This window comes from Clostridium sp. D46t1_190503_E9, assembly GCF_015555225.1.
Classification (GTDB): domain Bacteria; phylum Bacillota; class Clostridia; order Clostridiales; family Clostridiaceae; genus Clostridium.
In genome coordinates this window covers 122,989-148,642 of sequence record NZ_JADNKB010000005.1, presented here as the reverse complement: position 1 = coordinate 148,642, position 25,654 = coordinate 122,989, and the positions used below count along the sequence as shown (strand labels likewise).

19 protein-coding genes are annotated in these 25,654 nt (G+C 28.8%); 4 read left to right on the top strand and 15 right to left on the bottom strand.

Annotated features, from left to right (window positions below):
* Positions 1 to 106: 106 nt before the first annotated feature.
* From nifJ to I2E83_RS07415, 3 genes are all read right to left on the bottom strand, one after another.
* On the bottom strand, positions 107 to 3,619 hold the full coding sequence (nifJ, locus tag I2E83_RS07425; RefSeq protein ID WP_195264851.1) for a pyruvate:ferredoxin (flavodoxin) oxidoreductase: 3,513 nt from the start codon (positions 3,617 to 3,619) through the stop codon (positions 107 to 109).
* Positions 3,620 to 3,792: 173 nt separating this feature from the next.
* Entirely contained in the window at positions 3,793 to 4,218 is a 426-nt protein-coding gene (locus I2E83_RS07420; protein ID WP_195264853.1) for a flavodoxin, read from the bottom strand.
* A gap of 163 nt (positions 4,219 to 4,381) precedes the next feature.
* Entirely contained in the window at positions 4,382 to 5,467 is a 1,086-nt protein-coding gene (locus tag I2E83_RS07415; RefSeq protein WP_195264855.1) for an undecaprenyldiphospho-muramoylpentapeptide beta-N-acetylglucosaminyltransferase, read from the bottom strand.
* 321 nt (positions 5,468 to 5,788) lie between these two features.
* Between I2E83_RS07415 and I2E83_RS07410 the strand changes: the two genes are divergently transcribed.
* Positions 5,789 to 5,977 (top strand): alpha/beta-type small acid-soluble spore protein, encoded by a 189-nt coding sequence (locus I2E83_RS07410; RefSeq protein WP_195264857.1) that lies wholly within the window; start codon positions 5,789 to 5,791, stop codon positions 5,975 to 5,977.
* Between the two features lie 83 nt (positions 5,978 to 6,060).
* Here the strand turns inward: I2E83_RS07410 and recJ are convergent, their stop codons facing one another.
* The 10 genes from recJ to I2E83_RS07360 form a co-directional block, all read right to left on the bottom strand.
* Positions 6,061 to 7,842, bottom strand: coding sequence for a single-stranded-DNA-specific exonuclease RecJ (gene recJ, locus I2E83_RS07405; RefSeq protein ID WP_195429326.1), 1,782 nt, complete (start codon positions 7,840 to 7,842; stop codon positions 6,061 to 6,063).
* 19 nt (positions 7,843 to 7,861) lie between these two features.
* The gene (locus I2E83_RS07400; RefSeq protein WP_195264861.1) at positions 7,862 to 8,401 is read right to left on the bottom strand and encodes a DJ-1 family glyoxalase III; all 540 of its coding nucleotides are present in this window, start codon (positions 8,399 to 8,401) and stop codon (positions 7,862 to 7,864) included.
* A 19-nt stretch (positions 8,402 to 8,420) separates the two neighbouring features.
* The gene (locus I2E83_RS07395) at positions 8,421 to 11,327 is read right to left on the bottom strand and encodes a DNA topoisomerase IV subunit A (RefSeq protein WP_195429324.1); all 2,907 of its coding nucleotides are present in this window, start codon (positions 11,325 to 11,327) and stop codon (positions 8,421 to 8,423) included.
* Positions 11,328 to 11,347: 20 nt separating this feature from the next.
* Positions 11,348 to 13,297, bottom strand: a complete 1,950-nt coding sequence (locus tag I2E83_RS07390; protein ID WP_195264866.1) for a DNA topoisomerase IV subunit B — start codon at positions 13,295 to 13,297, stop codon at positions 11,348 to 11,350.
* Between the two features lie 443 nt (positions 13,298 to 13,740).
* On the bottom strand, positions 13,741 to 15,135 hold the full coding sequence (locus I2E83_RS07385; RefSeq protein ID WP_195264868.1) for a glycosyltransferase family 2 protein: 1,395 nt from the start codon (positions 15,133 to 15,135) through the stop codon (positions 13,741 to 13,743).
* Between the two features lie 545 nt (positions 15,136 to 15,680).
* Positions 15,681 to 17,027 carry an NADP-specific glutamate dehydrogenase gene (gene gdhA / locus I2E83_RS07380; RefSeq protein ID WP_195264870.1) on the bottom strand — a complete coding sequence of 449 codons (1,347 nt, stop codon included), beginning with the start codon at positions 17,025 to 17,027 and terminating at the stop codon, positions 15,681 to 15,683.
* Positions 17,028 to 17,287: 260 nt separating this feature from the next.
* On the bottom strand, positions 17,288 to 17,917 hold the full coding sequence (locus tag I2E83_RS07375) for a hypothetical protein (RefSeq protein ID WP_243249600.1): 630 nt from the start codon (positions 17,915 to 17,917) through the stop codon (positions 17,288 to 17,290).
* 84 nt (positions 17,918 to 18,001) lie between these two features.
* Positions 18,002 to 18,979, bottom strand: a complete 978-nt coding sequence (locus I2E83_RS07370; RefSeq protein ID WP_195429322.1) for a rhomboid family intramembrane serine protease — start codon at positions 18,977 to 18,979, stop codon at positions 18,002 to 18,004.
* Between the two features lie 76 nt (positions 18,980 to 19,055).
* Positions 19,056 to 20,858: an oligoendopeptidase F gene (gene pepF / locus I2E83_RS07365; protein ID WP_195429320.1), complete on the bottom strand. Its 1,803-nt coding sequence runs from the start codon at positions 20,856 to 20,858 to the stop codon at positions 19,056 to 19,058.
* Positions 20,859 to 20,889: 31 nt separating this feature from the next.
* Positions 20,890 to 21,288: a DUF6762 family protein gene (locus I2E83_RS07360; RefSeq protein WP_195264878.1), complete on the bottom strand. Its 399-nt coding sequence runs from the start codon at positions 21,286 to 21,288 to the stop codon at positions 20,890 to 20,892.
* A gap of 245 nt (positions 21,289 to 21,533) precedes the next feature.
* Between I2E83_RS07360 and I2E83_RS07355 the strand changes: the two genes are divergently transcribed.
* Entirely contained in the window at positions 21,534 to 22,205 is a 672-nt protein-coding gene (locus I2E83_RS07355) for a metal ABC transporter ATP-binding protein (protein ID WP_195264881.1), read from the top strand.
* 26 nt (positions 22,206 to 22,231) lie between these two features.
* Positions 22,232 to 23,029 carry a metal ABC transporter permease gene (locus tag I2E83_RS07350; RefSeq protein ID WP_195429317.1) on the top strand — a complete coding sequence of 266 codons (798 nt, stop codon included), beginning with the start codon at positions 22,232 to 22,234 and terminating at the stop codon, positions 23,027 to 23,029.
* A 96-nt stretch (positions 23,030 to 23,125) separates the two neighbouring features.
* On the opposite strand, the gene I2E83_RS07345 is transcribed toward I2E83_RS07350, so the two are convergent.
* Together I2E83_RS07345 and I2E83_RS07340 are read right to left on the bottom strand one after the other, a co-directional pair.
* A complete protein-coding gene (locus I2E83_RS07345) occupies positions 23,126 to 23,536 on the bottom strand; it encodes a Fur family transcriptional regulator (protein WP_195264885.1) in 411 nt (136 codons plus the stop codon).
* A 62-nt stretch (positions 23,537 to 23,598) separates the two neighbouring features.
* Positions 23,599 to 24,153 (bottom strand): manganese efflux pump, encoded by a 555-nt coding sequence (locus tag I2E83_RS07340; protein ID WP_195264887.1) that lies wholly within the window; start codon positions 24,151 to 24,153, stop codon positions 23,599 to 23,601.
* A gap of 189 nt (positions 24,154 to 24,342) precedes the next feature.
* Between I2E83_RS07340 and I2E83_RS07335 the strand changes: the two genes are divergently transcribed.
* Entirely contained in the window at positions 24,343 to 25,560 is a 1,218-nt protein-coding gene (locus I2E83_RS07335) for a 6-phosphofructokinase (RefSeq protein WP_195429316.1), read from the top strand.
* The last annotated feature ends 94 nt before the right edge of the window (positions 25,561 to 25,654 follow it).

The following is a 25,654-nucleotide window of genomic DNA, read 5'->3' as shown; positions in this document are numbered from 1 at the left end:
ATTCTACCCTTAATTAGTAAAAATTAAAAGAAAAATATTAATTTTTTTTATATTTTATATTATTAAAGAAAAAATGAGGAGCTTTATAGCCCCTCATCTATAAAAATTATTGTTGTTCTGCTAATCTCTTGTAGTTTGCTAATCTTTCCTTAGCATCCTTTTCTGTCTTTTCAAATAAAGCTTCAGCAGCTTCTGGGAATGCCTTAGCAAGTGATGCATATCTTACTTCACCCATTAAGAATTCTCTGAAATCAGCCTTTGGTTCCTTAGAATCTAATGAGAATGGATTCTTAGTTCCAATTAAGCTTGGATTATATCTATATAATCCCCAATATCCGCATTCAACAGCTTTTTTAGCTTCATCTTGGCTGTTAGCCATACCACTCTTAATACCATGGCTTATACATGGAGCATAAGCAATGATTAATGATGGACCATCATAAGCTTCAGCTTCTGCTATTGCTTTAAGAGTTTGGTTCTTGTCAGCTCCCATAGAAATTTGAGCTACATATACATATCCATATGTCATAGCCATCATTCCTAGGTCTTTCTTCTTAGTTCTCTTTCCTGATGCAGCAAACTTAGCTATTGCAGCAGTTGGAGTTGATTTAGAAGATTGTCCACCAGTATTTGAGTATATTTCTGTATCAAATACAAGAACATTTACGTCTTCTCCTGAAGCAAGAACATGGTCTAATCCACCGTATCCGATGTCATATGCCCATCCGTCTCCTCCGAATATCCATTGAGATCTCTTAACTAGGAATTCCTTATCTTTTAAGATTTCTCTTGCATAGTCAGCATCAACATTTGCTAAAGTAGCAAGAACTCTATCAGCTCTATCTCTAGTTCCTTCTCCACTGTTCATATGATCTAACCAGTCTTGAAGTACTGCTTTAACATCTTCTGAAGTTTCTATTTCTAGAGCCTTCTTCATGTTATCAGCTATTCTTTCTCTTATAGCCTTAACTCCTAAGAACATACCTAATCCAAATTCAGCATTATCTTCGAATAATGAGTTAGCCCAAGCTGGACCATGTCCTTCATTATTTACTGTGTATGGAGTTGCTGGAACTGATCCACCCCAAATTGATGAACATCCAGTAGCATTAGCTATCATCATTCTATCACCGAATAATTGAGTTACAAGCTTAGCATATGGAGTTTCTCCACAACCAGCACAAGCTCCTGAGAACTCAAATAATGGTTGTTCAAATTGGCTACCCTTAACTGTATTCTTGTTCATTGGGTTCTTCTTAGGTGCAACTTCTTTAACTGCATAATCCCAAGCTTCGATTTGATCTTCTTGAGTATCCATTGGTTTCATTATTAATGCCTTACCAGGTGCTGGACAAACTTGAGCACAGTTTCCACAGCCTGTACAATCTAATGGAGTAACTCCAATTGTATAGAATGTTGGCTCTTCTGTCTTTAATGCCTTTGCAGGAACAATCTTTAATGATTCTGGTGCATTTTCTTTTTCATTTTCATTTAATAAGAATGGTCTTATAACAGCATGTGGACATACATATGCACATTGGTTACATTGGATACATTTATCTTGTTGCCATTCTGGAACATTGATAGCTATACCTCTCTTTTCATATGCAGCAGTACCAGCCATGAATGTACCATCTTCCATTCCATCAAATGCTGAAACTGGAAGGTCAAATCCTTTTTGAGCATTGATTGGTTCAACTATATTCTTGATGAAAGCAGGAACGTCATTTCTTTCTTCCTTAACTTCTTCAACAGCATCTTTCCAATCTGCTGGAACTTCTATCTTAACTATAGATTCAACACCTTTATCTATAGCAGCATAGTTCATGTTAACAACTTTTTCACCTTTTTTACCGTATGACTTAACTACAGCGTCTTTTAAGTATTTAACAGCATCTTCAACTGGAATGATGTTAGCAATCTTAAAGAATGCAGCTTGCATTATCATGTTAATTCTTCCACCAAGACCAATTTCTTGTGCTATCTTAACAGCATTTAAAGTATATAAATCAATGTTGTTTTCTGCTATATATCTCTTCATTGATGCAGGTAATTTTTCATTAACTTCTTCTGGGCTCCAGATTGTGTTTAATAAGAATTTACCATTTTTCTTTAAGCCTTCTAATACGTCATATTTATAAACGTAAGCTTGGTTATGACATGCTACGAAATCAGCTTTGTCAACTAAATATGGTGATTTGATTTGTTTCTTACCAAATCTTAAGTGTGATACTGTTATACCACCAGATTTCTTTGAGTCATATGAGAAATATCCTTGAGCATACATGTCTGTATGGTCTCCAATGATTTTAATAGCACTCTTATTAGCACCAACTGTACCGTCTGATCCTAATCCCCAGAATTTACATGCTTTAGTTCCTTCTGGAGTAGCATCGATGTCACCAATTTCTTCTAATGAAGTATTAGTTACGTCATCAACAATACCAATTGTAAATCCATCTTTTGGATTTTCTGATGCTAAGTTAGCATATACAGCAGCTATATGTGATGGGTTTGGATCTTTTGAACCTAATCCATATCTACCTCCAACTATAACTGGAGCATTTTCTCTTCCATAGAATGCACTCTTAACGTCTAAGTATAATGGTTCTCCAATTGAACCTGGTTCTTTAGTTCTATCTAGAACAGCTATAGACTTAACTGTAGCTGGTATTACCTTTAATAATTTTTCTATAGAGAATGGTCTGTAAAGTCTTACCTTAACAACCCCAACTTTTTCTCCTTTTGCATTTAAGTAATCTACAGTTTCTTCAGCAACGTCAGTTGATGAACCCATTGTAACAATTATTCTGTCTGCATCTGGAGCTCCATAATAATCGAAGCAGTGATATTCTCTTCCTGTTAACTTAGTTATTTCAGCCATGTAGCTTTCTACAACTTCTGGAATATCTTCATAGAATCTATTTACTGATTCTCTAGTTTGGAAGTATATATCAGGGTTTTGTGCAGTACCTCTAGTTACTGGGTGATTTGGATTTAAAGCTCTTCTTCTAAAAGCATCTAAAGCATCATAATCAACTAATTTAGCTAATTCATCATATTCTAAAACTTCTATTTTTTGAATTTCGTGTGAAGTTCTGAATCCATCAAAGAAGTTCATAAATGGTATTCTAGTTTTGATAGAAGTTAAGTGAGCTACTGGAGCTAAATCCATAACTTCTTGAACTGATCCTTCTGCAAGCATTGCAAAACCAGTTTGTCTTGCAGCCATAACGTCTTGATGGTCTCCAAATATACTTAATGAAGAAGTTGCTAAAGCTCTTGCTGATACATGGAATACTGTTGGAAGCATTTCCCCTGCAATCTTGTACATATTTGGGATCATTAATAATAACCCTTGTGATGCAGTATATGTTGTTGTTAATGCACCAGCTTGTAAAGATCCGTGAACTGCACCAGCTGCTCCTGCTTCTGATTGCATTTCCATAACCTTAACAGGTTGTCCAAATATGTTCTTTCTTCCTTGTGCTACCCATTCATCAACGTGCTCAGCCATTGGTGATGATGGTGTAATTGGGAAGATAGCAGCTACTTCTGTGAACGCATATGATATATGAGCCGCAGCCGTATTACCATCCATAGTTTTCATTTTTCTCATCGTGTTTGACCTCTCTTCCTTATATATAAAATTTTATAAATACGCTAAATACAGAAATTTAACACTGTATTCAATTGAAATAAATTATTGGTAAGAAAAGATTCAACCGCTTAATTACGTCTCCGTACCTAACCCCTAAGGTACTTCCCTGAGTCTTTACCCCCTCAAAGAATTTATTTAGTTAATTTCTCACCAAGTTCTTTTGCTTTTAGCAATTCCTCTTCACTTGGTGATTCCTTAACGGCGATGTGTCCTACAACATTAAAGTCGTAATCATTCATACGTTGAACCCAGTCAACCATGAATTTTCCATCATCCCATCCATATGATCCAAATAATACAACTTTCTTTTGTTTGTTTGGTAACAATTTGAATTGATTGATAAATGGTTCCATTTCATGTTGTTCAATTCTATTATTATCCATTGATGGGCTTCCGAAAGCAATTGCATCAGCTTCTGTTACATCTTCAATTGTTGCATCATAAACATATTTTATATTTACATCTGCATTAGCACATTTAGCACCTTCTGCAATTGAATTTGCAAGAACTTCTACGTTTCCCCCGTTACTCCAATAGATAATAGAAATTTTTTTCATAATTACATCACCTCATCCTTTGACTAAATTAAGTCACTTTGTTGGATATATATTACCTATTTTTTTACTCACTATTTTATTATATAACACTATTTTTTTTTTGCAAGTTTTATACAAGCCATATTACTTCAATATATCCTTTTCAAATTAAAAAAATCCTATTTTACTTATTTAACTCCATACTTTGAATAATTACTTCTAAAATCGCATCTACACCATTCGTTATCCCACTTTTTTTCATATTTCTTACCAAAACACTGCTTTTTTCTTTCAACTCATTAATTTTTGTAAGTAGCATTCCTTTATTCTCCATCATTTCATCTTCATCAAGGACTACTGAATATCCTTCCTTCTCAAAAGATTTAGCGTTTAATATTTGGTCCCCTCTACTTATCTTTTTAGATAATGGAATTAAAAGAGTAGGTTTGTTTAATGCTAGTAATTCGAATATAACGTTGGCACCTGCTCTAGATATTATATAATTAGCTGATTTTAATAAATGTGGAAGTTCATCTTTAACATACTCATATTGCACATATCCCTTTAAATTACTTAGTTCTTTATCTAAGTTTCCTTTTCCGCATATATGAATAATATTAAAGCTTTCTAATAACTTTTTAATATTTTTTCTTACTTCCTCATTAATACTTTTAGCACCTAAGCTACCTCCAATAATAAGTAAAATTTCCTTATTATCATTAAACCCACATATCTGTTTTCCTTTAATTGCACTACCACTCAATATTTCCTTTCGTATTGGGGTTCCAGTTAAAACACCTTTTCCATCCTTTATATAATTTAGACTTTCTCTAAATGTAACACATAGCTTTGAACAAAATGGCGCTGATAGCTTATTAGCTAAGCCTGGAGTTAAATCTGATTCATGCGATACAACTGGAATTTTCTTCATAGAAGCTGCTATTACAACCGGAACAGCAACAAATCCCCCCTTAGAAAATATTATATCTGGTTTTTCTTTTCTAATTATTTTATTTGCTTCTATAACACCTTTCATAACTTTAAAAGGGTCTGTGAAATTTTTAATATCAAAATATCTTCTAAGCTTTCCTGATGATATTTCATAATAAGGTATATTAGCATCTTTTATTATTTCTTTTTCTATTCCATCTTTACTTCCTATGTATTTTATATCAAAACCTTCTTCTTTTAGCCTTGGCACTAATGCTAAATTAGGAGTAACATGACCTGCTGTTCCTCCTCCAGTCATTATTATTTTATATTTACTCATTTAAACACCCCACTAATTTAATTAACAATTAATAATTGATAATGGATAATTATAGGCTAAACTCCTCTGGAGTCTAACTTTTTTATAATTCAACTAAGCTGAATTGTTTCATAAATCATTAAATTCTAGTTGTTAATTTTTAATTATTTTTTACTTATTAAATAATATCATATTATTCAATACAATTTAAATGTTATTTAAGTTATTCTAAAAAAATTATCTCTTCCACTATTATGTCCAATTCCCTGAAGTTACATATAATATTTTTTTAAAAATATACACAAGCTATAATTACAAAAGAGAGAAGGAGGTGTAAGAATCATGGCAAGTAACAGAAGTTTAATACCAGAAGCTAAACAAGGATTAGCTAAATTCAAGAATGAAGTGGCTAACGAAATGGGAGTACCATTCTCTGATTACAATGGAGATTTATCTTCAAAACAATGCGGAAGCGTCGGAGGAGAAATGGTTAAAAGAATGGTAGAACAATATGAAAATGGAATAAAATAGTTTTCATGTGTTAAATCATTAAAAACCAATAAGCTTAAGGAGTTACCTTAAAGTGATTTATATCATATTAAGGTAACTCCTCGTCAGTTTATTCTTATATTTTTTATCATAAGTTGTATGTTTCTTTTACCATTAAACTCATTAATATTAGGATAATAAATCACATCTGATTTTATATTTATATAACTACTGTCACAAGCTCTAATAAATTCTTCTTCTCCATATTTATTTATTACTTCTTCTTTAAAAGTTTCAAATTTATCAAAACTCACTCCATCTATATATAAAAATCTTCCATTAGACTCAAATTTAAATCTTAACTTTAAGAAATTCTTTTCTTTTCCAAGTAGCCATAATCTTTCTATATTAACATTTTTAACAGCAAATAAAGGACTAGAATTACCTTTTCCAAATGGCCTTAAACTTTCAATAACATTTATTAACTCTTCATTTAAGTAATTTAATCCAAGCGGCGAATCTATCTTAACAGTAGGAATTATATCCTCATCTGATAGATTACATATAGTATTCAACTTATTTCGTAACGGAATTATATTTTCTTCTTTAATAGATAATCCTGCCGCCATTGGATGTCCACCGAACTTTTCTATAAGTTCACTACATTTACTAAGTTCTTCAAATATATTATAGCCTTCTATTGATCTTGCAGATCCTTTAGGCATTTCTTTACCTTTAGTTAAGACTATACAAGGCATGTTATATCTTTCTTTTACTCTACCTGCTACTATTCCCGCAATACTTTCGTGTATAGTATCCTCATATACAACTATTACCTTTTCTTCTTTCTTTTTTTCATTTTCTATTTTTTCAATTACTTTTTCAGAACTTTCTTTAGTTAATTCTTGTCTTATTGTATTCAATTCACTTAATTGATTCGCTAAAGCTTTAGCCTTATTAGTATCTTCTGTTATTAGTAATTCCACTGATAAATCTGCAGTTTCCAATCGTCCTGTAGCATTTATACATGGACCTATTACAAATCCTAAATGATATTCTTCAATTTTTTTATCGCCTAATCCAGTTGCTTTTCTTAATTCTTTTATTCCAAAGTTTTTCGTATCATTTAATAATTCTAATCCTTTTTTAACTATAATTCTATTTTCATCAACTAAATCCACAACATCACAAACTGTTGCAATAGCTGCAAACTGTATTAAATCTAAAAACTTTTCTTCGTCTATTTTAAATTCATCATATAAACACTTAGAGAATTTTAATGCCACACCAGCTCCACAAAGTTTTTTAAATGGATAGTTGCAGTCACTTCTCTTTGGATTTATTACAGCATCGGCACTAGGTATAGTTTCTTTTAGCTCACCTTTATCATTTTCTCTAATTGGTATGTCATGATGATCAGTAATTACTATTTCCATACCAAGGTCTTTAGCTAAATCTACTTGCTCAAATGCAGATATACCATTATCACAAGTTAAAATCACTTCATATCCTTCTTCTTTTAACTTTTTTATTCTTCCACTATGCATTCCATAGCCTTCATCTTCTCTATTTGGAATATAATAACTATAATTTGCTCCAACATTTTTTAATGCTTTGTAAAATATAGTAGTACTAATTACTCCATCGCAATCATAGTCTCCATAAATAATTATTTTTTTATTATTTAAAATAGCATTTTTTATAATGCTTATTCCCTTTTTCATATCAGCCATTAAATATCCATCATAGAAATCATTTATTGTTCCATTTAAAAATCTGTTAGCTGCCTCAAAAGTATCTATACCCCTATTTGCAAGAAGTCTCAATACTAATGGATTTTCATTTATAGAATTAGAGAGCCTTAAAAAGCTCTCTTTTTTATTTACTAATATCCAATTTTCCTTCATTTTTCCTCCTAAGACAAAACTATTTAAATAACATACCCTTCTTAATAGAATCTGCCTTATCTTCTGAAATATTTGATAATATTTCAAAAGCAAAAGGAATTGCTGCTGCTGGACCTTTGCCTGTTATCATTTTTCCATCTACAACTACTAAATCTTCCTTATAGTTACTATTACTTATTTGATCTTCAAAACCAGGATAACATGTCATATCTTTGCCTTCTGTTATTCCAGCTTTACCTAAAGCTATAGGTCCTGCACAAATTGCACAAATCCATTTATTTTTATCATTGAATTCTTTTACTAACTCTATAACTCTTTCACTATCTTTTAAATTTTTAGCTCCTGGCATACCTCCTGGTAAAACTAAAAAATCATAATCTTTTATTTCTTCATCCATTATATTTTTATCAGCTTTTACTATTATATTATGAGATGTTTTTACATCTTCACCTTCTAATGCGAAAGTATGACATTCTACTTCTGCTCTTCTTAAAATGTCAACAACAGTTAAAGCTTCTAAAGTTTCAAAGCCATTTGCTAATAAAATTGCTACTTTCATTCTACAATCTCCTCCATAATTATATAATTTCTTTTATTTCATCCTCTAGAGATATAATCATTATACTACTTCCTTTACCAGCTCTATTTTGAAGCTTTATATCTTCTAGTTCAACTTCCTTTTTTTCTTTATTTTTAGAAATTAAAGTTATTTTATCCGTAGAGGTTAATGCAATTTCACTTGTAATATCTCTACTTTGTGAGCCAATTAAAGCACCATAAATTACTTCATCATTTTCTTTTAAACTTATTCCCGTAACTCCTGAAGCAACTTTTCCCATTGTATTTACATTTTCAGAAGAGAATTTTATTCCCATGGCTTTTTTAGTTATAATAAGCATTTCAACTTGACACTCATCATATAATTCAACTGATATTAGCTCATCATTATCATACTTAAACTTATATGTTATTTGTGCTGAATAGTTACCATCAAATTCTGTTAAAACAGTCTTTTTAACCATTCCTCTTCTTGTAAAGAAGTAAATAAATTTGTTATCTTCAAAAGTTTTCAAAGAAAATACTTTTATTACTTTTTCATCTTTTTCTATATTATCTACAATCTTATCTAGTGGAATTTCTCCTTTATTTACTCCTGATAATAGGAATGATGGTATTTTAAATACTTTCCCCTTATTTGTAAACATTAGTATAGTACTTAAGGAATCCGTACTTACTTTTAAATTGTCATTTTTCTTAATACTATTAAATCCTTTTATAGTTCCTTTAGAAGTTATACCTATTGAAAAGCTGAAAAACTCCATAAACTCACTATATTCTACCTTTGTAATTTCATCTTTATTTGATAAATTAAACATTACGCTTGGAAGTATATTTCTAGGTAAATCTTCTATTTTAGGAATTTGCAAGCTAAATGATAGTCCTTCTTTTGTTTCAAAGCTTATAAATTCTTTAGCTTCATCTTCATTTAGTATTACTACATCTATAACTTCTTCAAAATCCTTAAGTTTTATAGCTTGTAATTTTGTATAGCTAGTTTGGAACTTATCTAATGAACTTTTCTTAATTCCACCTCTCGATGTTATAAATTGAACATACTTGCTTGGTATAAATGAAGTTACTGAAGTTACAAATACAATACTTTCTTCTTCAAGATTTAAAGTTTTTATTATATTGTCTACTCTTTCACCTTTTTCTTTCCATTTACCTTCTGGGACGTTTATACCCTTAGTTTGATACATATTTCCTTTATTAGTAAATAAAAGGATACTTTCTGTTGTGTTAGATTTAAATAAGAACTTTAATTCATCCCCTTCTCTATACTCAATGTCTTCTGCTTTCGCACTAAGTCTATTGAATGTTTTTAAAGGTATTCTTTTTATAAATCCATCCTTAGAAAGTGTAACCATAACATCTTCTACAACTATAAGCTCTTCTACATCTATTTTAGCTTCATTGTCATCCTTTATAATAGACGTCTTTCTAGGATTTCTATATTTATCAGCTACTTCGCTTAGCTCATTTTTTACTACTCTAAGAAGCTCTTTTTCATCTGATAATATCTTCTTAAGTTTCTTTATAGTCTTTTCCAACTCAGCATATTCTTTTTGGAATACTTTTATTTCAAGTCCGGTTAATCTATATAACATCAATTCTAAGATTGCTTCTGCTTGTATTTCTGTAAATCCAAATTTACTTATAAGATTTACTCCTGCATCTTTCTTAGATTTGGATTCTCTTATTGTTTTAATTATTTCATCTAGAACATCTATAGCCTTAATAAATCCTTCAACTATATGAAATCTTTTTTCAGCAATAGCTAATTCTTTTATAGTTCTTCTTGTAACTATCTCCTTTTGATGGTTAACATAATGCTTTATTATAGTTTTTATACCCATCGTTTGAGGCTTTCCATCTGCAAGGGCTACCATATTAAAACTTAAGTTACATTGAAGATCAGTTCTTTTAAATAAATATTTTAAAACTTTATCTGCTACATCTTCGTCAGCTGCTTTTCTTAATTCTATAACAGCTCTTACCCCGCTTCTATCTGACTCATCTCTTATATCAACTATAGACTCTAAAGCTTTAGCATGTCTTTTATCTCCAGTCATTTCAGATATAGTTTGAAGAAGTTTTGCTTTATTTCTTCTAAAAGGGAATTCAGTTATTACTATTCCAACTCTTCCATTTTCAAGTCTTTCTATGTTAGTTTTAGCTCTTAATGTTACCTTACCTTCTCCAGTTTCATAAGCTGCCAGAATAGAATTTTGTCCTATTAATATTCCACCAGTAGGTAAGTCTGGTCCCTTTATATAACTCATAAGTTCTTTAGTTGTTATCTCTGAATTATCTATATATGCCAATACTCCATCTGTAACTTCTCCTAAATTATGAGGAGGAATATTCGTCGCAAGTCCTACTGCAATTCCAAAAGTACCATTAACTAAAAGATTAGGATATCTACTTGGAAGAACTTTAGGTTCTATTTCACTATCTGAATAGTTTGGAACCATATCAACAGTGTCTTTATCTATATCTCTAAGCATCTCCATAGCAATTGGTGCAAGTCTTGCTTCTGTATATCTCATAGCTGCTGCCCCATCTCCATCCATAGAGCCCCAGTTACCATGACCATCTATAAGTGTTTCTCTAGTTGAAAAGTTTTGAGCCATTATAACCATAGCATCATAAACAGATGTATCTCCATGCGGATGATATTTACCTAAGATATCTCCAACTATTCTTGCAGACTTGTAATATGGTCTGTCTGGGAATGCTTTTAGCTGATACGCTCCATATAATATTCTTCTATGAACTGGTTTTAATCCGTCCCTAACATCAGGCAGTGCTCTATCCTTTGCAACTTCAATAGCATAGGGCAAATAGTTATCAGGCATTGCCTCTTCTAAAGGGACTCTAATTATATTATTATCCCTTGGTATATCATTAACTTTCTTCGCCATATTTTTTCTCCATCCTATAATTAAAATTCTCCATATTTATACATATAAGTTTTTCTTGGTTCAACTATATCACCCATAAGTAAAGAAACCATTTTTTCAGCTTTAGCAGCATCTTCAATAGTTACTTGAAGTAAAGTTCTTGTTTCTGGATTTAATGTAGTTTGCCATAACTGCTCTGGATTCATTTCACCAAGCCCTTTATATCTTTGTATAAGTGCACCTTTACCAATTTCTTTCTTTACATTTTCAAGTTCCTCATCACTATAAGCATATTTGTGAATTTCTTTTCCTTTAACATTTTTATATACTTTATATAGTGGTGGTTGTGCTAAATATAAATGACCATTTGCAATTAAAGGCCTCATATATCTGTATATGTATGTCATCCATAATGTTCTTATATGATATCCATCTACATCAGCATCACTCATTATTATTATTTTGTCATACTTTAAGTCTTCTTCTTTATAATTATCTAAAGTACCTGTTCCTAAGGCTGTATTAAATATCTTTAATTCTTCTGAAGCTAAAACATTTTCTAGTTTTTGCTTTTCTGTATTCATTATCTTACCTTTTGAAGGCATTATAGTTTGGAATCTTCTATCTCTTGCTTGTTTTGCAGAACCACCAGCTGAATCTCCCTCAACTACTATAAATTCATTTACTGTATTATCTTTTAAAGTACACACAGCTACTTTTCCTGCAAGCGGTGCAGCTCCTTTTCCTACCTTTTTCTTTTCAGCTTCATTTATTTTTTTTATTTTCTCTCTTCTTTGAGCTGCTTGAAGCGCATTATTTATAAGCATAGTTGCAACTTCTTTATTATCTTCTATCCATTCACTGAACTTAGTATATGCTAGATCATTCATCATAGTATATGCTTCAGTGCTACCTAATTTAGTCTTTGTTTGACCTTCGAACATCGGATTAGTTATTTTAATCCTTACTATGGCGGTCATACCTTCTCTTAAATCGTCACCTTCAAAATCCTTATCCTTCTCCTTAACAAGTCCAAGCTTCTTAGCACCTTCTTTAAAAGCTCTAGTCATTCCTGTTTTAAATCCTGTTTCATGCGTTCCGGCTTCTGTAGTAGGAATATTATTAACATAACTTGCTATATTTTCTGTCGATGAATCTGTAAATTGAATACAAAGTTCTCCAAACATTTGTATATTATTAACTACTCTTTCTCCTTCAAAATAAATAGGAACTTGATGAAGTGTAGTTTTACTTTCATTTAAATATTCTATAAAATCTAAAAGTCCTCTTTCAGAATAATATTCTTTTCTAAATTCTTCTTCTTTTCTTAAATCTATTAACTCTAGATGCATTCCTTTATTTTGAAATGCTAATTCCTGTAACCTTTCATCTATTACGTCAACTTTAAAATCAACACTTGAGAAAATTTCCTTGTCTGGCATAAAAGTGACTTTAGTTCCTGTATTCTTAGTTTTTCCAATTACCTCAAGCTTTGTTACAGGTGTACCAGGCATATCTCTCTTTAACTCTTTATCATAAGCATATTCAAATCTTTGCTTATATATATTCCCATTTTGATGTACTTCGACCTCTAACCATGATGATAAAGCATTTACTACAGCAGCTCCTACACCATGTAATCCTCCAGAAGTTTTATAGTTTTTATTATTAAACTTTCCCCCAGTATGTAGTTCTGTAAAAACCATCTCTACTCCTGATTTCTTTTTAGTTGGATGAATACCTGTTGGAATACCTCTTCCATTATCAATTACTGTAATACTTTTATCTCTATTTATAATAATTGTCGCTTTATCTCCATACCCATTAGATATTTCATCTATGGAATTGTCCAAAACTTCCCAAACGCAATGATGTAGTCCCTTTGTTCCTGTAGATCCTATGTACATCCCTGGTCTTATCCTAACTGGCTCTAGCTTTTCTAAGGAAGTTAAATCAGTAACATCATATCCTTTCATCAAATCTTCGCTCATACAAACCTCCAAAATCACTATTAATATGTCAAACCAAGATCTTTTAATTAGTTTAACCATCCATATTCAATATATATGTTTCAATTAACAATCTACACAATTACATCTAGAGTATATTAAACAATTAATATACTTATTAAGTAAAATAGCTAAGTTGAAATCATATATATTACTTATTTTTTATAAGTCAATAAAATATTTACTTTATTTATATACTGCTAATTACTTATATATTTTATTAAAATATTAAGCCCTTATGCAACTTATATAATCTTTTTAATTTTATCATAATTAACTTACAAATAAAAATATAAATCTTTATACCAAAAAAGTCAAACAAACGTTCGCAAAAAAAATAAGAACTAACTATATTTATAATTTTCTTTACATATGTAAAGAGCTGTTATAAAACCATATAATTAGTTTTATAACAGCTCTTTTAATTACTGAACATCACAAATTTCTATATTTCTAACATGCTTAGTTGGATTCCATTCCTTATTATTCTTTCTTATTATACCTTCTATTGTAATTGGTATCCATGTTAATGTATATAATGAATATAATAAGAATCTAAAGAATAAAACAAGCTTCTTTTTACCTAAGAATAATGCTGTCGCTAATAAGAATGCTAAATTATAAACTATATCTATTAATAAAACTGTTGCATAATTTTCCGCCTTTGTAGCAAATATAGGTAATATAAATACGCTTAAAGAATAGAATATAAGCATTACAAAAAGTCCAGGTGATATCTTTTTATCTAATCTCATAATTAAAGGAGTAATTAAAAATTGCATAATACCAATAACCTTAAAGAAAATATCTCCTGTTAAATAACTAATTAAAAAGATATTAAGTCCTTCTGGGCTCATGCCTTGAATAAAGCTCAATACTGCTGATATACCAATCATTAAAGTAAAGAAAGGTTGTATAACATATAAAGCACAATCTAAAACAAACCACTTTCTTTCTTTGATGCCTTTTTTAATAAGTTTAATAAAATATCTAGATGCTACATCTGTAAATCCTTGCATCCATCTTCTTCTTTGTACCCATGATTGTTTTAATGTTAATGGTTTTTCATCGTAAATTATTGCATCATGAGCCCAACCTACTTTTTCACCATTTAAAACTAATTTACAACTAAACTCTAAGTCTTCAGTTAAGCATGTAGCTCCCCAACCAAATTTCTTTAAAATATCTGTGTCTATAGCAAATCCTGTTCCACCAATTTGATTTGATAATCCAACATTTGCTCTTGCTAATTGATACATTCTATTTTGTGTCCAAAAAGCTATTGAGTAAGAAGTAGCAATCCATGAATCATTAGGGTTTTTGCTATCAATATAGCCTTGTACTACTTTATAACCTTCTAACATTTTTGAATTTATTTCTTTACACCAATTTTTTGACACTAAATTATCAGCATCAAATACTGCAACTGCATCATATTTCTTTTGCATTTTGAATATTTTATCAAACATCCATTCTAATGCATAGCCTTTACCCTTTTGTTCTTTGTTAAATCTTTCGTAAACATAGACTCCATATTTTCTTGCTATCTTTGCAGTGTTATCATCACAATTATCTGCAATAACAAAAACATCAAAAAGCTCTCTCGGGTAATCCTGATTCAGCATACTTTCTATTAACTTTCCAATAACAACTTCCTCATTATGAGCTGCAACGATCATTGCAAACTTTTTTGTAGGTGTATAATTTTTCTTTTCAACTTTTCTTCTTAATCCAAAAAAAGCTAATATAAAATAATACATCATTATTGCAAAGACACTGATCTGAAATACGCCTGTCACAGTTAAAATAACTTCTTCCATTACATCCACTCCTATAAATAAAGGAAATTTTCCTTGTATTACTATTTTTGAACATTATCTTTGACATCTTTATTAAATATATTCTAATAGAGGTAAAAAATCAAGTATAGAAATCTTAAAAATTCATTAATATTATATTAGCCTTATATATACTTCAGTTAATAATCAAAACTAGTAATGCAGTAAATAACTACCGCATTACTATATTAACGAAATTAAAACAATATAATATTTAATTGTTTTTATAACTTACTAAAATAATAACTCTGCCTATATTTCAATTATCTATAGTTTTATTAATAGCAAATCTTTATTTATATATTATTTTATCCTATATAAATAAAGATATAATTAATGTACTTATGTAATAATTCCCTAATTTTTTACCCTAAATAAATATATTGCTATGATTACCCTTTTATTAATACTTTTCCTTATAAAAATTTATACTACTAAAATATAAAAGCCACTTAGATATAAGTATTAACTTAAAACTAAGTGACTTCTTATTAATAATCTTAAAATAGGGGTTGCTATTTTTGAGATTAAACTATTCCTTGAGCTAACATAGCCTCTGCAACTTTCTCAAATCCAGCTATATTTGCTCCCATTAATATATTTCCAGGTTCTCCATACTTTTCTGCAGCAATTTTAGAGTTCTTATATATGTTTTTCATTATATCTTTAAGTTTCAAATCAACTTCTTCAAAACTCCAAGCTAACCTCATACTATTTTGAGACATTTCTAATGCAGAACATGCAACTCCACCTGCATTAGCAGCTTTTGCTGGGCCAAACATAACGCCTGCTTTTTGTAGCAACTCAATTGCATCTAAATCAGTTGGCATATTAGCACCTTCTGAAACAACCTTTACTCCATTTGAAATTAAAACTTTTGCTGATTCTTTATCTAATTCTCCTTGCGTTGCACAAGGAAGTGCTATATCGCAATTAATCTTCCATATTTCTCTAAATCCTTCTACATACTTAGCAGTTGGTACAGAATCTAAATACTCCTTGATTCTACCTCTTTTTACTTCTTTGATTTCTTTTACTACATCTAAATTTATTCCATTTTCATCATAAATGTAACCATTTGAATCACTTAAGGCTACAACCTTAGCACCTAATTCTGTTGCTTTTTCACAGGCATATATAGCAACGTTTCCTGACCCTGATATGACTACAGTCTTGTCTTTAAAACTTAAATTATTATCATTTAGCATTTCTTCTGTGAAATACACTAATCCATAACCTGTAGCTTCTTTTCTAGCTAAACTTCCACCATAAGTTAATCCTTTTCCAGTTAAAACACCTTGATCATTTGCATTTCTAATTTTCTTATAATAGCCATACATATATCCTATTTCTCTAGCTCCAACTCCAATATCTCCAGCTGGAACATCTGTATCAAGTCCTATATGCTTACATAATTCCGCCATAAAGCTTTGACAGAATCTCATTACTTCCCTATCTGATTTTCCTTTAGGATCAAAATCTGATCCACCTTTACCTCCACCTATAGGCAAGCCTGTTAAAGAATTTTTAAATATTTGTTCAAATCCTAAAAACTTTATTATACTATGATTTACAGATGGATGGAATCTTAATCCACCTTTATAAGGTCCAATTGCACTATTAAATTGTACTCTAAATCCTCTATTAATTTGAACCTTTCCTTCATCATCTATCCATGGCACTCTAAAGAAAATTTGCCTTTCAGGTTCTACAATTCTTTCTAATATCCCTTCTTCTATGTATTCAGGATGCTTATCAAATACTGGTACTAAAGAATTAAGTACTTCTTTTATTGCATCTAAAAATTCTTTTTCACCATTATTTCTTTTTTCTACCTCAGTAATAACTTTATTTACATAGTCTCTTCCTAACATTGGCCCCAACTCCTTTAAATTCCAATAATATATATAATACCTTATCAGAATATTTTTTACCATATCTTTCTTTAATATTCTATAAAATTACTAATTTAATAATTTTATATATATATTTATATAATTTCAGAAAATTGAAAACATTTAAAAATCATTATATAAATTTTATTATATTATAAATAAAAAGTAATTTATAAGGATAATAAAAAAATAAATTATTATAACCTATATTTAAAATTATAATAATTTATTTTTTAAATTTATTTTCTAATCTTTTCCACATCAGCTATTATATATTTTATTACTTTTATATCTTTACCCTTACTATACATATATATAGGAATAGATGTTATTATTCCAACAACAGTTCCACAGATTATATCCCACATAGTATCATATAGACTACCATTTTGTGCATGAAGTCCAAATAACGAGTCTGTTGTAAACTCCCATATTTCCCATGCTCCTGCTGCAGCTGTAGCAAATAATATAACGAATATAGCTGAAGTCAGAGGATTTATTTCTTTCCTTGCTTTCTCATTAGTTAAATATAAAAATAAAACATATCCAATTATAGCAATTATAGCACCAGATAATAAATGTAAGAATTTATCATAATTAGTTATTGAATAAAAATCCCAAACACTTGCTAAATACATTGACAAGAATATAAAACTTATATTTATATAATATATAATTCTAGATCCCTTAAGAAAGCTCTTTATATATAACAAATATGCTCCTACTATAGTTATAAATGTAAGTCCTATTCTAAAAAGTTTTTCTCCATCTCTTACCACAAAATCATATATAGCAGTCATTATTAATAATAAAGTAAAAATAACTGCTAGTATAAATTCATTATTATATTTTTTATTTTTCAATTGCATCACTCCTAGAATTTAATACCAATAATTATATAACAAATTTTCAAATTTATTTTTACTTTATAAATATTGTTCACTAAATATTAACTAATTAATCTTAAGATTTTTCTTTCTAAATAATATAAGCGAAATTAGTGCTCCAATAATTAATCCACCTAAATGTGCAAAATTATCTATATTCGGAATAGTTATACCTATAATAACATTCAACACTATAGTTTCTAATATGTTTTTCATATATTGCTTTCCAATTTTATCTTTTTCTTTTAATCCAAATATTAACATTGCCCCTAAAAGTCCAAATATTGCTCCTGACGCACCTACAGATATGCTATTAGGTTTAAATAAATAACTAAATATTGATCCACCTAAAGCTGATATAATGTAAATTACTATGTATCTCTTACTTCCATATACCGCTTCAACTTCTCTTCCTATGATATTAAGTGCACTCATATTAAAGAAAATATGAATTATTCCACCATGTAAAAAAGCAGATGTTAATAATCTATATATTTCTCCGCTATTGATTAAAACATTAACTTTGGCACCCATTTGAATTAAGGTATAGATATCTATATCAATTAAATTTCCTGATTTAATTACTTCAATTAAATATACTAAAATATTTAAAATAATAATTGTATATGTAACTTTGTATTCTTTAAAGCTTATCTTTCTTTTACTATCTATATTCACCATATAATCTATAATAGGAATAAATGCTTTAGAACCATTACTACAATATATTATTTTTCTTTCTTTTAAAGAAAATATTAATTTATTATAATTACTTTCTCCATAATTTATATATTCTCCAGAAGTTAGAATTATTAGGTTCAATATAAATGGCTTATTTAAGGATTTTGCTAAATATTCTCTTGCTTCATTAAAATCAACTTCTTCATCTGAATCCTTTACTACTATAACGCCAACTATTACTTCATCTAAATCTAATAAGCCTATCCATTTATTTTTTTCATGAAAATTACTATAATAATCTCTCATAAAGAATTTTAATTCCTTTGTTATTGAATTAAAAAATACTTTTTCAAACTTATCCAACTATATCCCCCTATCATTTAAATAATAATAAGCAATTAGTAAACTATTTACTAATTGCTTATTAAATATTATTAATTTAATTAATTTCTTTTTCTAGCATATCTAAAAGTTCGTTAAATCTTTCAATAGTTGCTTCTAAAGGTTTAGATGTAGTCATATCGACTCCAGCTTTCTTTAAAATTTCTATTGGATAGTTACTACCACCACTCTTTAAAAATTCAATATATTTAGGAACTGCATCTTCTTTTCCTTCCAATATTGATTTTGCAAAAGCTGATGCAGCAGCATATCCAGTTGCATATTGATAAACATAGAAATCAGAATAAAAATGTGGTATTCTTGCCCACTCAATATTAATTTCTTCATCAACTATCATATCTGGTCCAAAATATTTAACATTTAACTCATGCCATGCTTTATTATAATCTTCAGCTGTTAAAGGTATTCCTTTTTCTAAGCTTTCATGAGTATATAATTCAAACTCTGCAAACATAAGCTGTCTAAACACTGTTGTTCTTATTTGCTCTAATTCTTGATTTATTAAATATAACTTTTTCTTCTTATCAGTTTCTTTATTTATTAAATGATGTATTAGAAGTGCTTCATTAGTAGTTGATGCTACTTCTGCACAAAATAGCGTATATCCTGCGTAAATATATGGTTGCTCTTTTCTTGAATAATAAGAGTGAATAGAATGCCCCATTTCATGAGCTAAAGTAGATACATCATGTAACTCATAATTATAGTTTAATAAAACATATGGCATTGTTTTATATCCACCCCAAGAATAAGCTCCTCCTCTTTTACCTTTGTTTTGATATATATCTATCCAGCCTTCTTCAACTCCGCCTTTAAAGATATTTAAATATTCATCTCCTAGTGGTTTTAATCCTTCTAAAACCATATCTACAGCATTGTTAAATTCTATATGCTCTTTTGGTATTTCAATAACTGGAACATATAAATCATACATATGCATTTCATTCAATCCTAGTAGTTGTTTCTTTAATGCTACATATCTATGAAGAGATTTTAAATTTTCGTCTATAGTTTTCAAAGAATTCTTATAGACTTCTAGCGGTATATCATTTGGCTTTAATGAAGCTTCTAGTGCAGAGTTATATTTTCTAACTTTTGCACTAAAGTTAAAGTTCTTTATTGAACTTGTTAATGTAGTTGCAAAAGTGTTTTCTAAATCTTTATATGACTTAAATAAAGTTTTAAATGCTTCTTCTCTTACTTTTCTATCCTTACTTTTTATAAACCCTGAATAATTTCCTTCAGTTAATTCTACTTTTTCACCATCTTCATCAACTATTTTTCCAAATTTCATATCTGCATTTGTAAGCATATTGTGAATTGAATCTGGAGCATCTAAACAATCTGAAACTTGTGCTAATAATTCTTCCTGCTCTTTATTTAATATATGAGGTTTTTCTTTTAATATATCTTCAAACATAAATGAATACATCTTTAGCTTTTCATTGCTATTTATAATATTTCTTATAAAATTATCTTCTAAGGACAATATTTCTGGTACAAAATAAGCTGTATATGATGCAAATTCTGCCATATAAGAATCTACTTTATTCATCATAGCTTGATATTTAGGGTTAGATGTATCTTCATCACATTTTAAATGAGCATATACATATACGATTTCAGCCTTTATGCCTAAATCTACATATTTGTTTAAGTAAGCTAGAATGTTTTCTTCATTATTTAATTTTCCTTCAAAATCCTTAAGTGATGGTGCCTCTTTTTTTAAATCTTCAAAAGTTTTTTCCCACTCTTCATCAGTTGAAAATATTTTATTTACCTTCCACTTATATTTATCTTCAATTTCTTCTCTTTTTTTCAATACCTTTGATTCACTCATAATTTTTGCCTAAATTTTTAGGCCCTCCCTTCTAATTATATTCTTCTTCTTTTCCTACAATATCCTTAAAAGCATTTTCCATAGAGTCTTCAATTAATTCTACACATCTTGTTATTCTTTCCTTCATAACCTCATAATCATCTACATATTTAAATTTTATTAAAAATGTAGGATTATATTCATCTAACATATCCTCAATTTCAAACTCTTCTTTTATAAAGGCATCATAATTAAAAACATCGTATATTGCTGAGTATTCCCATTCTTCAACATCTTTATTTGTATCAAAATATAAATTTACAACATCATTAACAACAAAAAGTTTCTTCACATATAAAGCTCCCTCTGAAACTTGAAAACTTCCAAGCTCCTTAGTTATAAATCCCGTATCCTTATCCTTTTCCATTAATACTAAACTTGAAAAATCCATGTATATTCCTCCAACATCTTTACTTTAGTTTTAATAACTTACCTATATTATATGTTTTATTTATAATATAAATCAACAGAATTAAATAGTTAAGAGTTAATTGTTAAGAATGAATAGTTAAAGAGTTAATGTGTCTATAATATAAATAATCAAACAAATATATTAATATCTCTAAAGTAATTGTTGCAAACTATTTGCATTTTCATATATAATAAGTCTAGACTATTTAGGAGATGATTTTTTTAATGATTAATATAAAAGATTTATGTTTTTCATATTCCAATAAACCACCATATTTACTTAAAGATATAAATTTAAATATACCTGAAGGTATATATTTATCTATAGTTGGCGAAAATGGAAGTTGTAAAACAACACTAATAAAACTAATTTTAGGTTTATTAAAACCAACCTCTGGTACAATTGAAGTTCAATCTAATTCTATTGGATATGTTCCTCAAAGATTAGATTCTTTTAATTCTCAATTTCCTATTACAGTGAAAGAAGTTTTATCTTGTCATAAAAAAAGTTTAAAAAATAATAATATAAATATTTCTTCTATTCTTGAAACTGTTAATATGAAAGATTACAAAACTAGACTTTTGGGAATGCTATCAGGTGGACAACAGCAAAGGGTTCTTATTGCTAGAGCCTTAATGGGAAATCCAGATATAATTATTCTCGATGAACCTTCTACTGGCGTTGATGAATCAAATCAAATTGAAATATACAGTATTTTAAAGAAACTAAATCAAGTAGATAAAAAGACTATTATATCAATCGAACATAATATAGATATTGCTTTAAATAATTCAACTCATATACTTAAAGTAGATAATGGAAATATTACATTATTTACAGTTGATGAATATAAGAATTTTAGAAATAATAATTTTAAGTTAAATGATGCTATTTAAGTTTATGATTAAGAAAGGTAGATTATATGCTTCAATTAGATTTTATGCAAAACGCCTTTATGGCTGGCTTTATAATATCAATACTATGTCCTTTCATAGGACTTTTTTTAGTGCTTAGACGCTACTCCATGATTGGTGATACATTATCACATTCCTCTTTTGCTGGAGTTGCTATAGGATTAGTTATAGGGGTTAATCCACTTATAACAGCATTTTTATTTACAACTCTTTGCGCAATAATTATTGAATTATTAAGAGAATATTATAAAAAATATGCTGAACTTGTTATGTCACTAGTTTTAACCTTTAGCTTAGGTATAGCAATAATACTTATAAGTAGTGGAAAAGCTTCAGCTAAAGTTAATTCTTTTTTATTTGGTAGTATTCTTACTGTTTCTACGCAAGATATATTTATGATATTAATTGTAGGAATAGTTTGCTTGATAGCACTTATATTTTTATATAATAAACTTATTTATATTACCTTTGATGAAGAAGGTGCCAAAACAGCGGGAATAAAAGTAAAATTAATTAACTATATTTTCACTATATTAGTTGGTGCAACTATTTCTATGTCTATAAGAATAATGGGAATACTTGTGATTTCATCTATAATGGTTGTTCCTGTTGCAACTGCAATGCAATTAAAAAAAGGCTTTAAGACAACTTTATTATATTCAATATTCTTTGGAATGTTTGATATTATGGTAGGACTATTCTTATCATACTATGTAAATAGTGCTCCTGGAGGTACTATTGCACTTACTTCAGTATTTACTTTAATTATAGTAATAATACTAGATAAATTTTTAAATTTTAAATAATATTAAAAATTATAAATGGGATATTTTCTTATGAAAATATCCCATTTATAATTTAGAAGAGTGCGACATCCTTTTATATTTATTATATTACAAATCTTACTTGTTATTTTTGCATTGATCACAAATACCATTAAGCTCCAACTTATGTTCAGTTAAGCTAAATCCAACTTTAGCCTTTATGGCTTCTTCTATTTCTTCCATCGGACAAGGTATTTCAACACACTTATGGCAAACATCACACTTTAAAGTATGCTTATGACTTTCTTTTTTTAGTATATATATTGCAGGTCCATCTATATTTATTTTCTTAATTATATCTTTTTCTTCAAGTAACTCTAGTGTTCTATATATAGTGCTAAGATTTAAGTTTTCATTTTGCTTTTTACATTCACAATATATATTTTCTGCTGATAGCCCTTTATCTGAAGACTCTATTATATTTAAAATTGAAATTCTTCCTGCTGTTACTCTCATTCCATTTTCTTTTAAATAATTTTCCCAGCTCATTTTATTCTCCTAACGTTCTAATCTTTATATAATTATAACACTAATATTCCACATATTAAATATTAAAAAAATATCATTTTAATTCCCAGTATTAATAATATTACTCCACCTAATAAATCAGCATACTTACATATAAAATCAACTCGCCTAGCATATCTGCACATAAAAAAACCAATTGTACATATAAGTAATGTTATTAATCCTACCAAAATAGCATCAACAAATAATAATATTTCATTTACTTCATGAAATGCCGTAAATCCAACTACTAAAGCATCAATACTTACTGACATACCTAAAATCATATACATTGATTTTCTTATTAAAACCGACTCATCATTATCATTCTTTTTAAACGCTTCTAGTATCATTATAAATCCTATTAAGGCTATTATAACTCCACCTATTACGTTAGGTATAGCAACTATATATGTATCAAAAAACTTTCCCCCTATTCCGCCTAAAAATATAAATAAAAACTGAAAGAAAGCAAATGATACTATAAACCCTATTTTATTTCTTCTTTTTAATATAGGATTTATCCCTAAACTTATACTAAGTCCAAGTGCATCCATAGCCATAGCCACACCTATTAAAATTACTTCTTTTAATCCCATCTTCTAGAAACTCCTCCAAATTATATAATTCTATTCTATATATAATTATAAAGTATAGTATTTATGTATTATTTTTTTTAAATAAGTACTTTTAATAAGACAAATTTTATTGTATATTATTAAATAGAGTATATAATATTTGAAAAAGTATATCATATTTTGTAGTTTTATATAAAGGAGAGTAACTTAATGGCGAATTGTATAATTGCTCAATCTGGAGGTCCAACATCTGTTATTAATTCAAGTGTAGTAGGTTTATTGCAGGCAAATAAAGATTTAGGTTCATTTGATAAAGTATATGCCGGTCTAAATGGAATAGAAGGTATATTAAAAGGAAATATAATAGAATTATCTTCTTTTACTGATGATGAAATAAATACATTTAGGTATACACCATCTTCTGGCTTAGGTTCTTGTAGATATAAAATGAAGAGTTTAGAAGAATCAAGCGAAGAATATGACAAGCTTTTAGATATATTGAAAGTTAATGACATAAAAGCCTTCTTTTATGTAGGTGGTAATGATTCTATGGATACCATTGCTAAACTAGGCAAATATGCAAGAAAAACTGGAATAGATATAAAGTTTATTGGTATTCCCAAAACAATAGATAATGATTTAATGTATACTGATCATACTCCTGGTTTTGGAAGTGCCGCAAAATTTATTGCAACTACAGCCCTAGAAACATATTTAGATTCATCAGTTTACATAAATAACGGAATATTTATTTTAGAAACAATGGGTAGAGATACAGGTTGGCTAGCAGCTTCTTCTTGCGCAGCTAGAATAAATGGTGAGCCTGTTGCAGATTTTATATATTTACCTGAAGTTGCTTTTGATATAGAAAAATTTCTTTTAGATGTTAGAAAAAGATTTGAAGAAAAAAATAAAGTTTTCATAGTTGTTTCAGAAGGTATAAGAAATGCTGAAGGAAAGTTTATAACTGAAGTTGAAAAGCAAGCTCATGATAAATTTGGTCATGCACAATTAGGTGGTGTCGGTTCATACCTAAAAAACTTAATAATACATTCTGGTATAACATCTAGAGTTAAATCTCTAGAATTAGGAGTATTACAAAGATGTGCAATCCATTGTTCTTCAGATATTGATTTAAATGAAGCTTTTGAAGCTGGATACTCTGCATTAAAGTTTGCACTTGAAGGCAATAGTGGATATATGGTTGCTATAAAAAGAGAGTCAAACGCACCTTATTCTACTTCTCACTTCCTTGTAGAAGCAGATAAGATAGCTAATAATGTTAAATACTTTCCTAAGAATTTAATTAATGATGAAGGAAATCATATAAAAGAAGAAGCATTGGATTACTTCTTACCTCTTATTGCTGGAATTCCATCATTAGTTATAGATAATCATTTACCAAAATTTAAAACAATATCAAAATAATAAAAATGGCAATATCAAAATAAATTTTGATATTGGCCTATAAAGATGGAAGTTCTAATTCGAACTTCCTTTTTTTTTGCGCATATATAAATAA

Excerpts from the sequence above, each read along its gene's own strand:
- nifJ (WP_195264851.1), bottom strand. The coding sequence starts at position 3,619 with ATGAGAAAAATGAAAACTATGGATGGTAATACGGCTGCGGCTCATATA.
- I2E83_RS07420 (WP_195264853.1), bottom strand. The coding sequence starts at position 4,218 with ATGAAAAAAATTTCTATTATCTATTGGAGTAACGGGGGAAACGTAGAA.
- I2E83_RS07415 (WP_195264855.1), bottom strand. The coding sequence starts at position 5,467 with ATGAGTAAATATAAAATAATAATGACTGGAGGAGGAACAGCAGGTCAT.
- I2E83_RS07410 (WP_195264857.1), top strand. The coding sequence starts at position 5,789 with ATGGCAAGTAACAGAAGTTTAATACCAGAAGCTAAACAAGGATTAGCT.
- recJ (WP_195429326.1), bottom strand. The coding sequence starts at position 7,842 with ATGAAGGAAAATTGGATATTAGTAAATAAAAAAGAGAGCTTTTTAAGG.
- I2E83_RS07400 (WP_195264861.1), bottom strand. The coding sequence starts at position 8,401 with ATGAAAGTAGCAATTTTATTAGCAAATGGCTTTGAAACTTTAGAAGCT.
- I2E83_RS07395 (WP_195429324.1), bottom strand. The coding sequence starts at position 11,327 with ATGGCGAAGAAAGTTAATGATATACCAAGGGATAATAATATAATTAGA.
- I2E83_RS07390 (WP_195264866.1), bottom strand. The coding sequence starts at position 13,297 with ATGAGCGAAGATTTGATGAAAGGATATGATGTTACTGATTTAACTTCC.
- I2E83_RS07385 (WP_195264868.1), bottom strand. The coding sequence starts at position 15,135 with ATGGAAGAAGTTATTTTAACTGTGACAGGCGTATTTCAGATCAGTGTC.
- gdhA (WP_195264870.1), bottom strand. The coding sequence starts at position 17,027 with ATGTTAGGAAGAGACTATGTAAATAAAGTTATTACTGAGGTAGAAAAA.
- I2E83_RS07375 (WP_243249600.1), bottom strand. The coding sequence starts at position 17,917 with ATGCAATTGAAAAATAAAAAATATAATAATGAATTTATACTAGCAGTT.
- pepF (WP_195429320.1), bottom strand. The coding sequence starts at position 20,858 with ATGAGTGAATCAAAGGTATTGAAAAAAAGAGAAGAAATTGAAGATAAA.
- I2E83_RS07360 (WP_195264878.1), bottom strand. The coding sequence starts at position 21,288 with ATGGATTTTTCAAGTTTAGTATTAATGGAAAAGGATAAGGATACGGGA.
- I2E83_RS07355 (WP_195264881.1), top strand. The coding sequence starts at position 21,534 with ATGATTAATATAAAAGATTTATGTTTTTCATATTCCAATAAACCACCA.
- I2E83_RS07350 (WP_195429317.1), top strand. The coding sequence starts at position 22,232 with ATGCTTCAATTAGATTTTATGCAAAACGCCTTTATGGCTGGCTTTATA.
- I2E83_RS07345 (WP_195264885.1), bottom strand. The coding sequence starts at position 23,536 with ATGAGCTGGGAAAATTATTTAAAAGAAAATGGAATGAGAGTAACAGCA.
- I2E83_RS07340 (WP_195264887.1), bottom strand. The coding sequence starts at position 24,153 with ATGGGATTAAAAGAAGTAATTTTAATAGGTGTGGCTATGGCTATGGAT.
- I2E83_RS07335 (WP_195429316.1), top strand. The coding sequence starts at position 24,343 with ATGGCGAATTGTATAATTGCTCAATCTGGAGGTCCAACATCTGTTATT.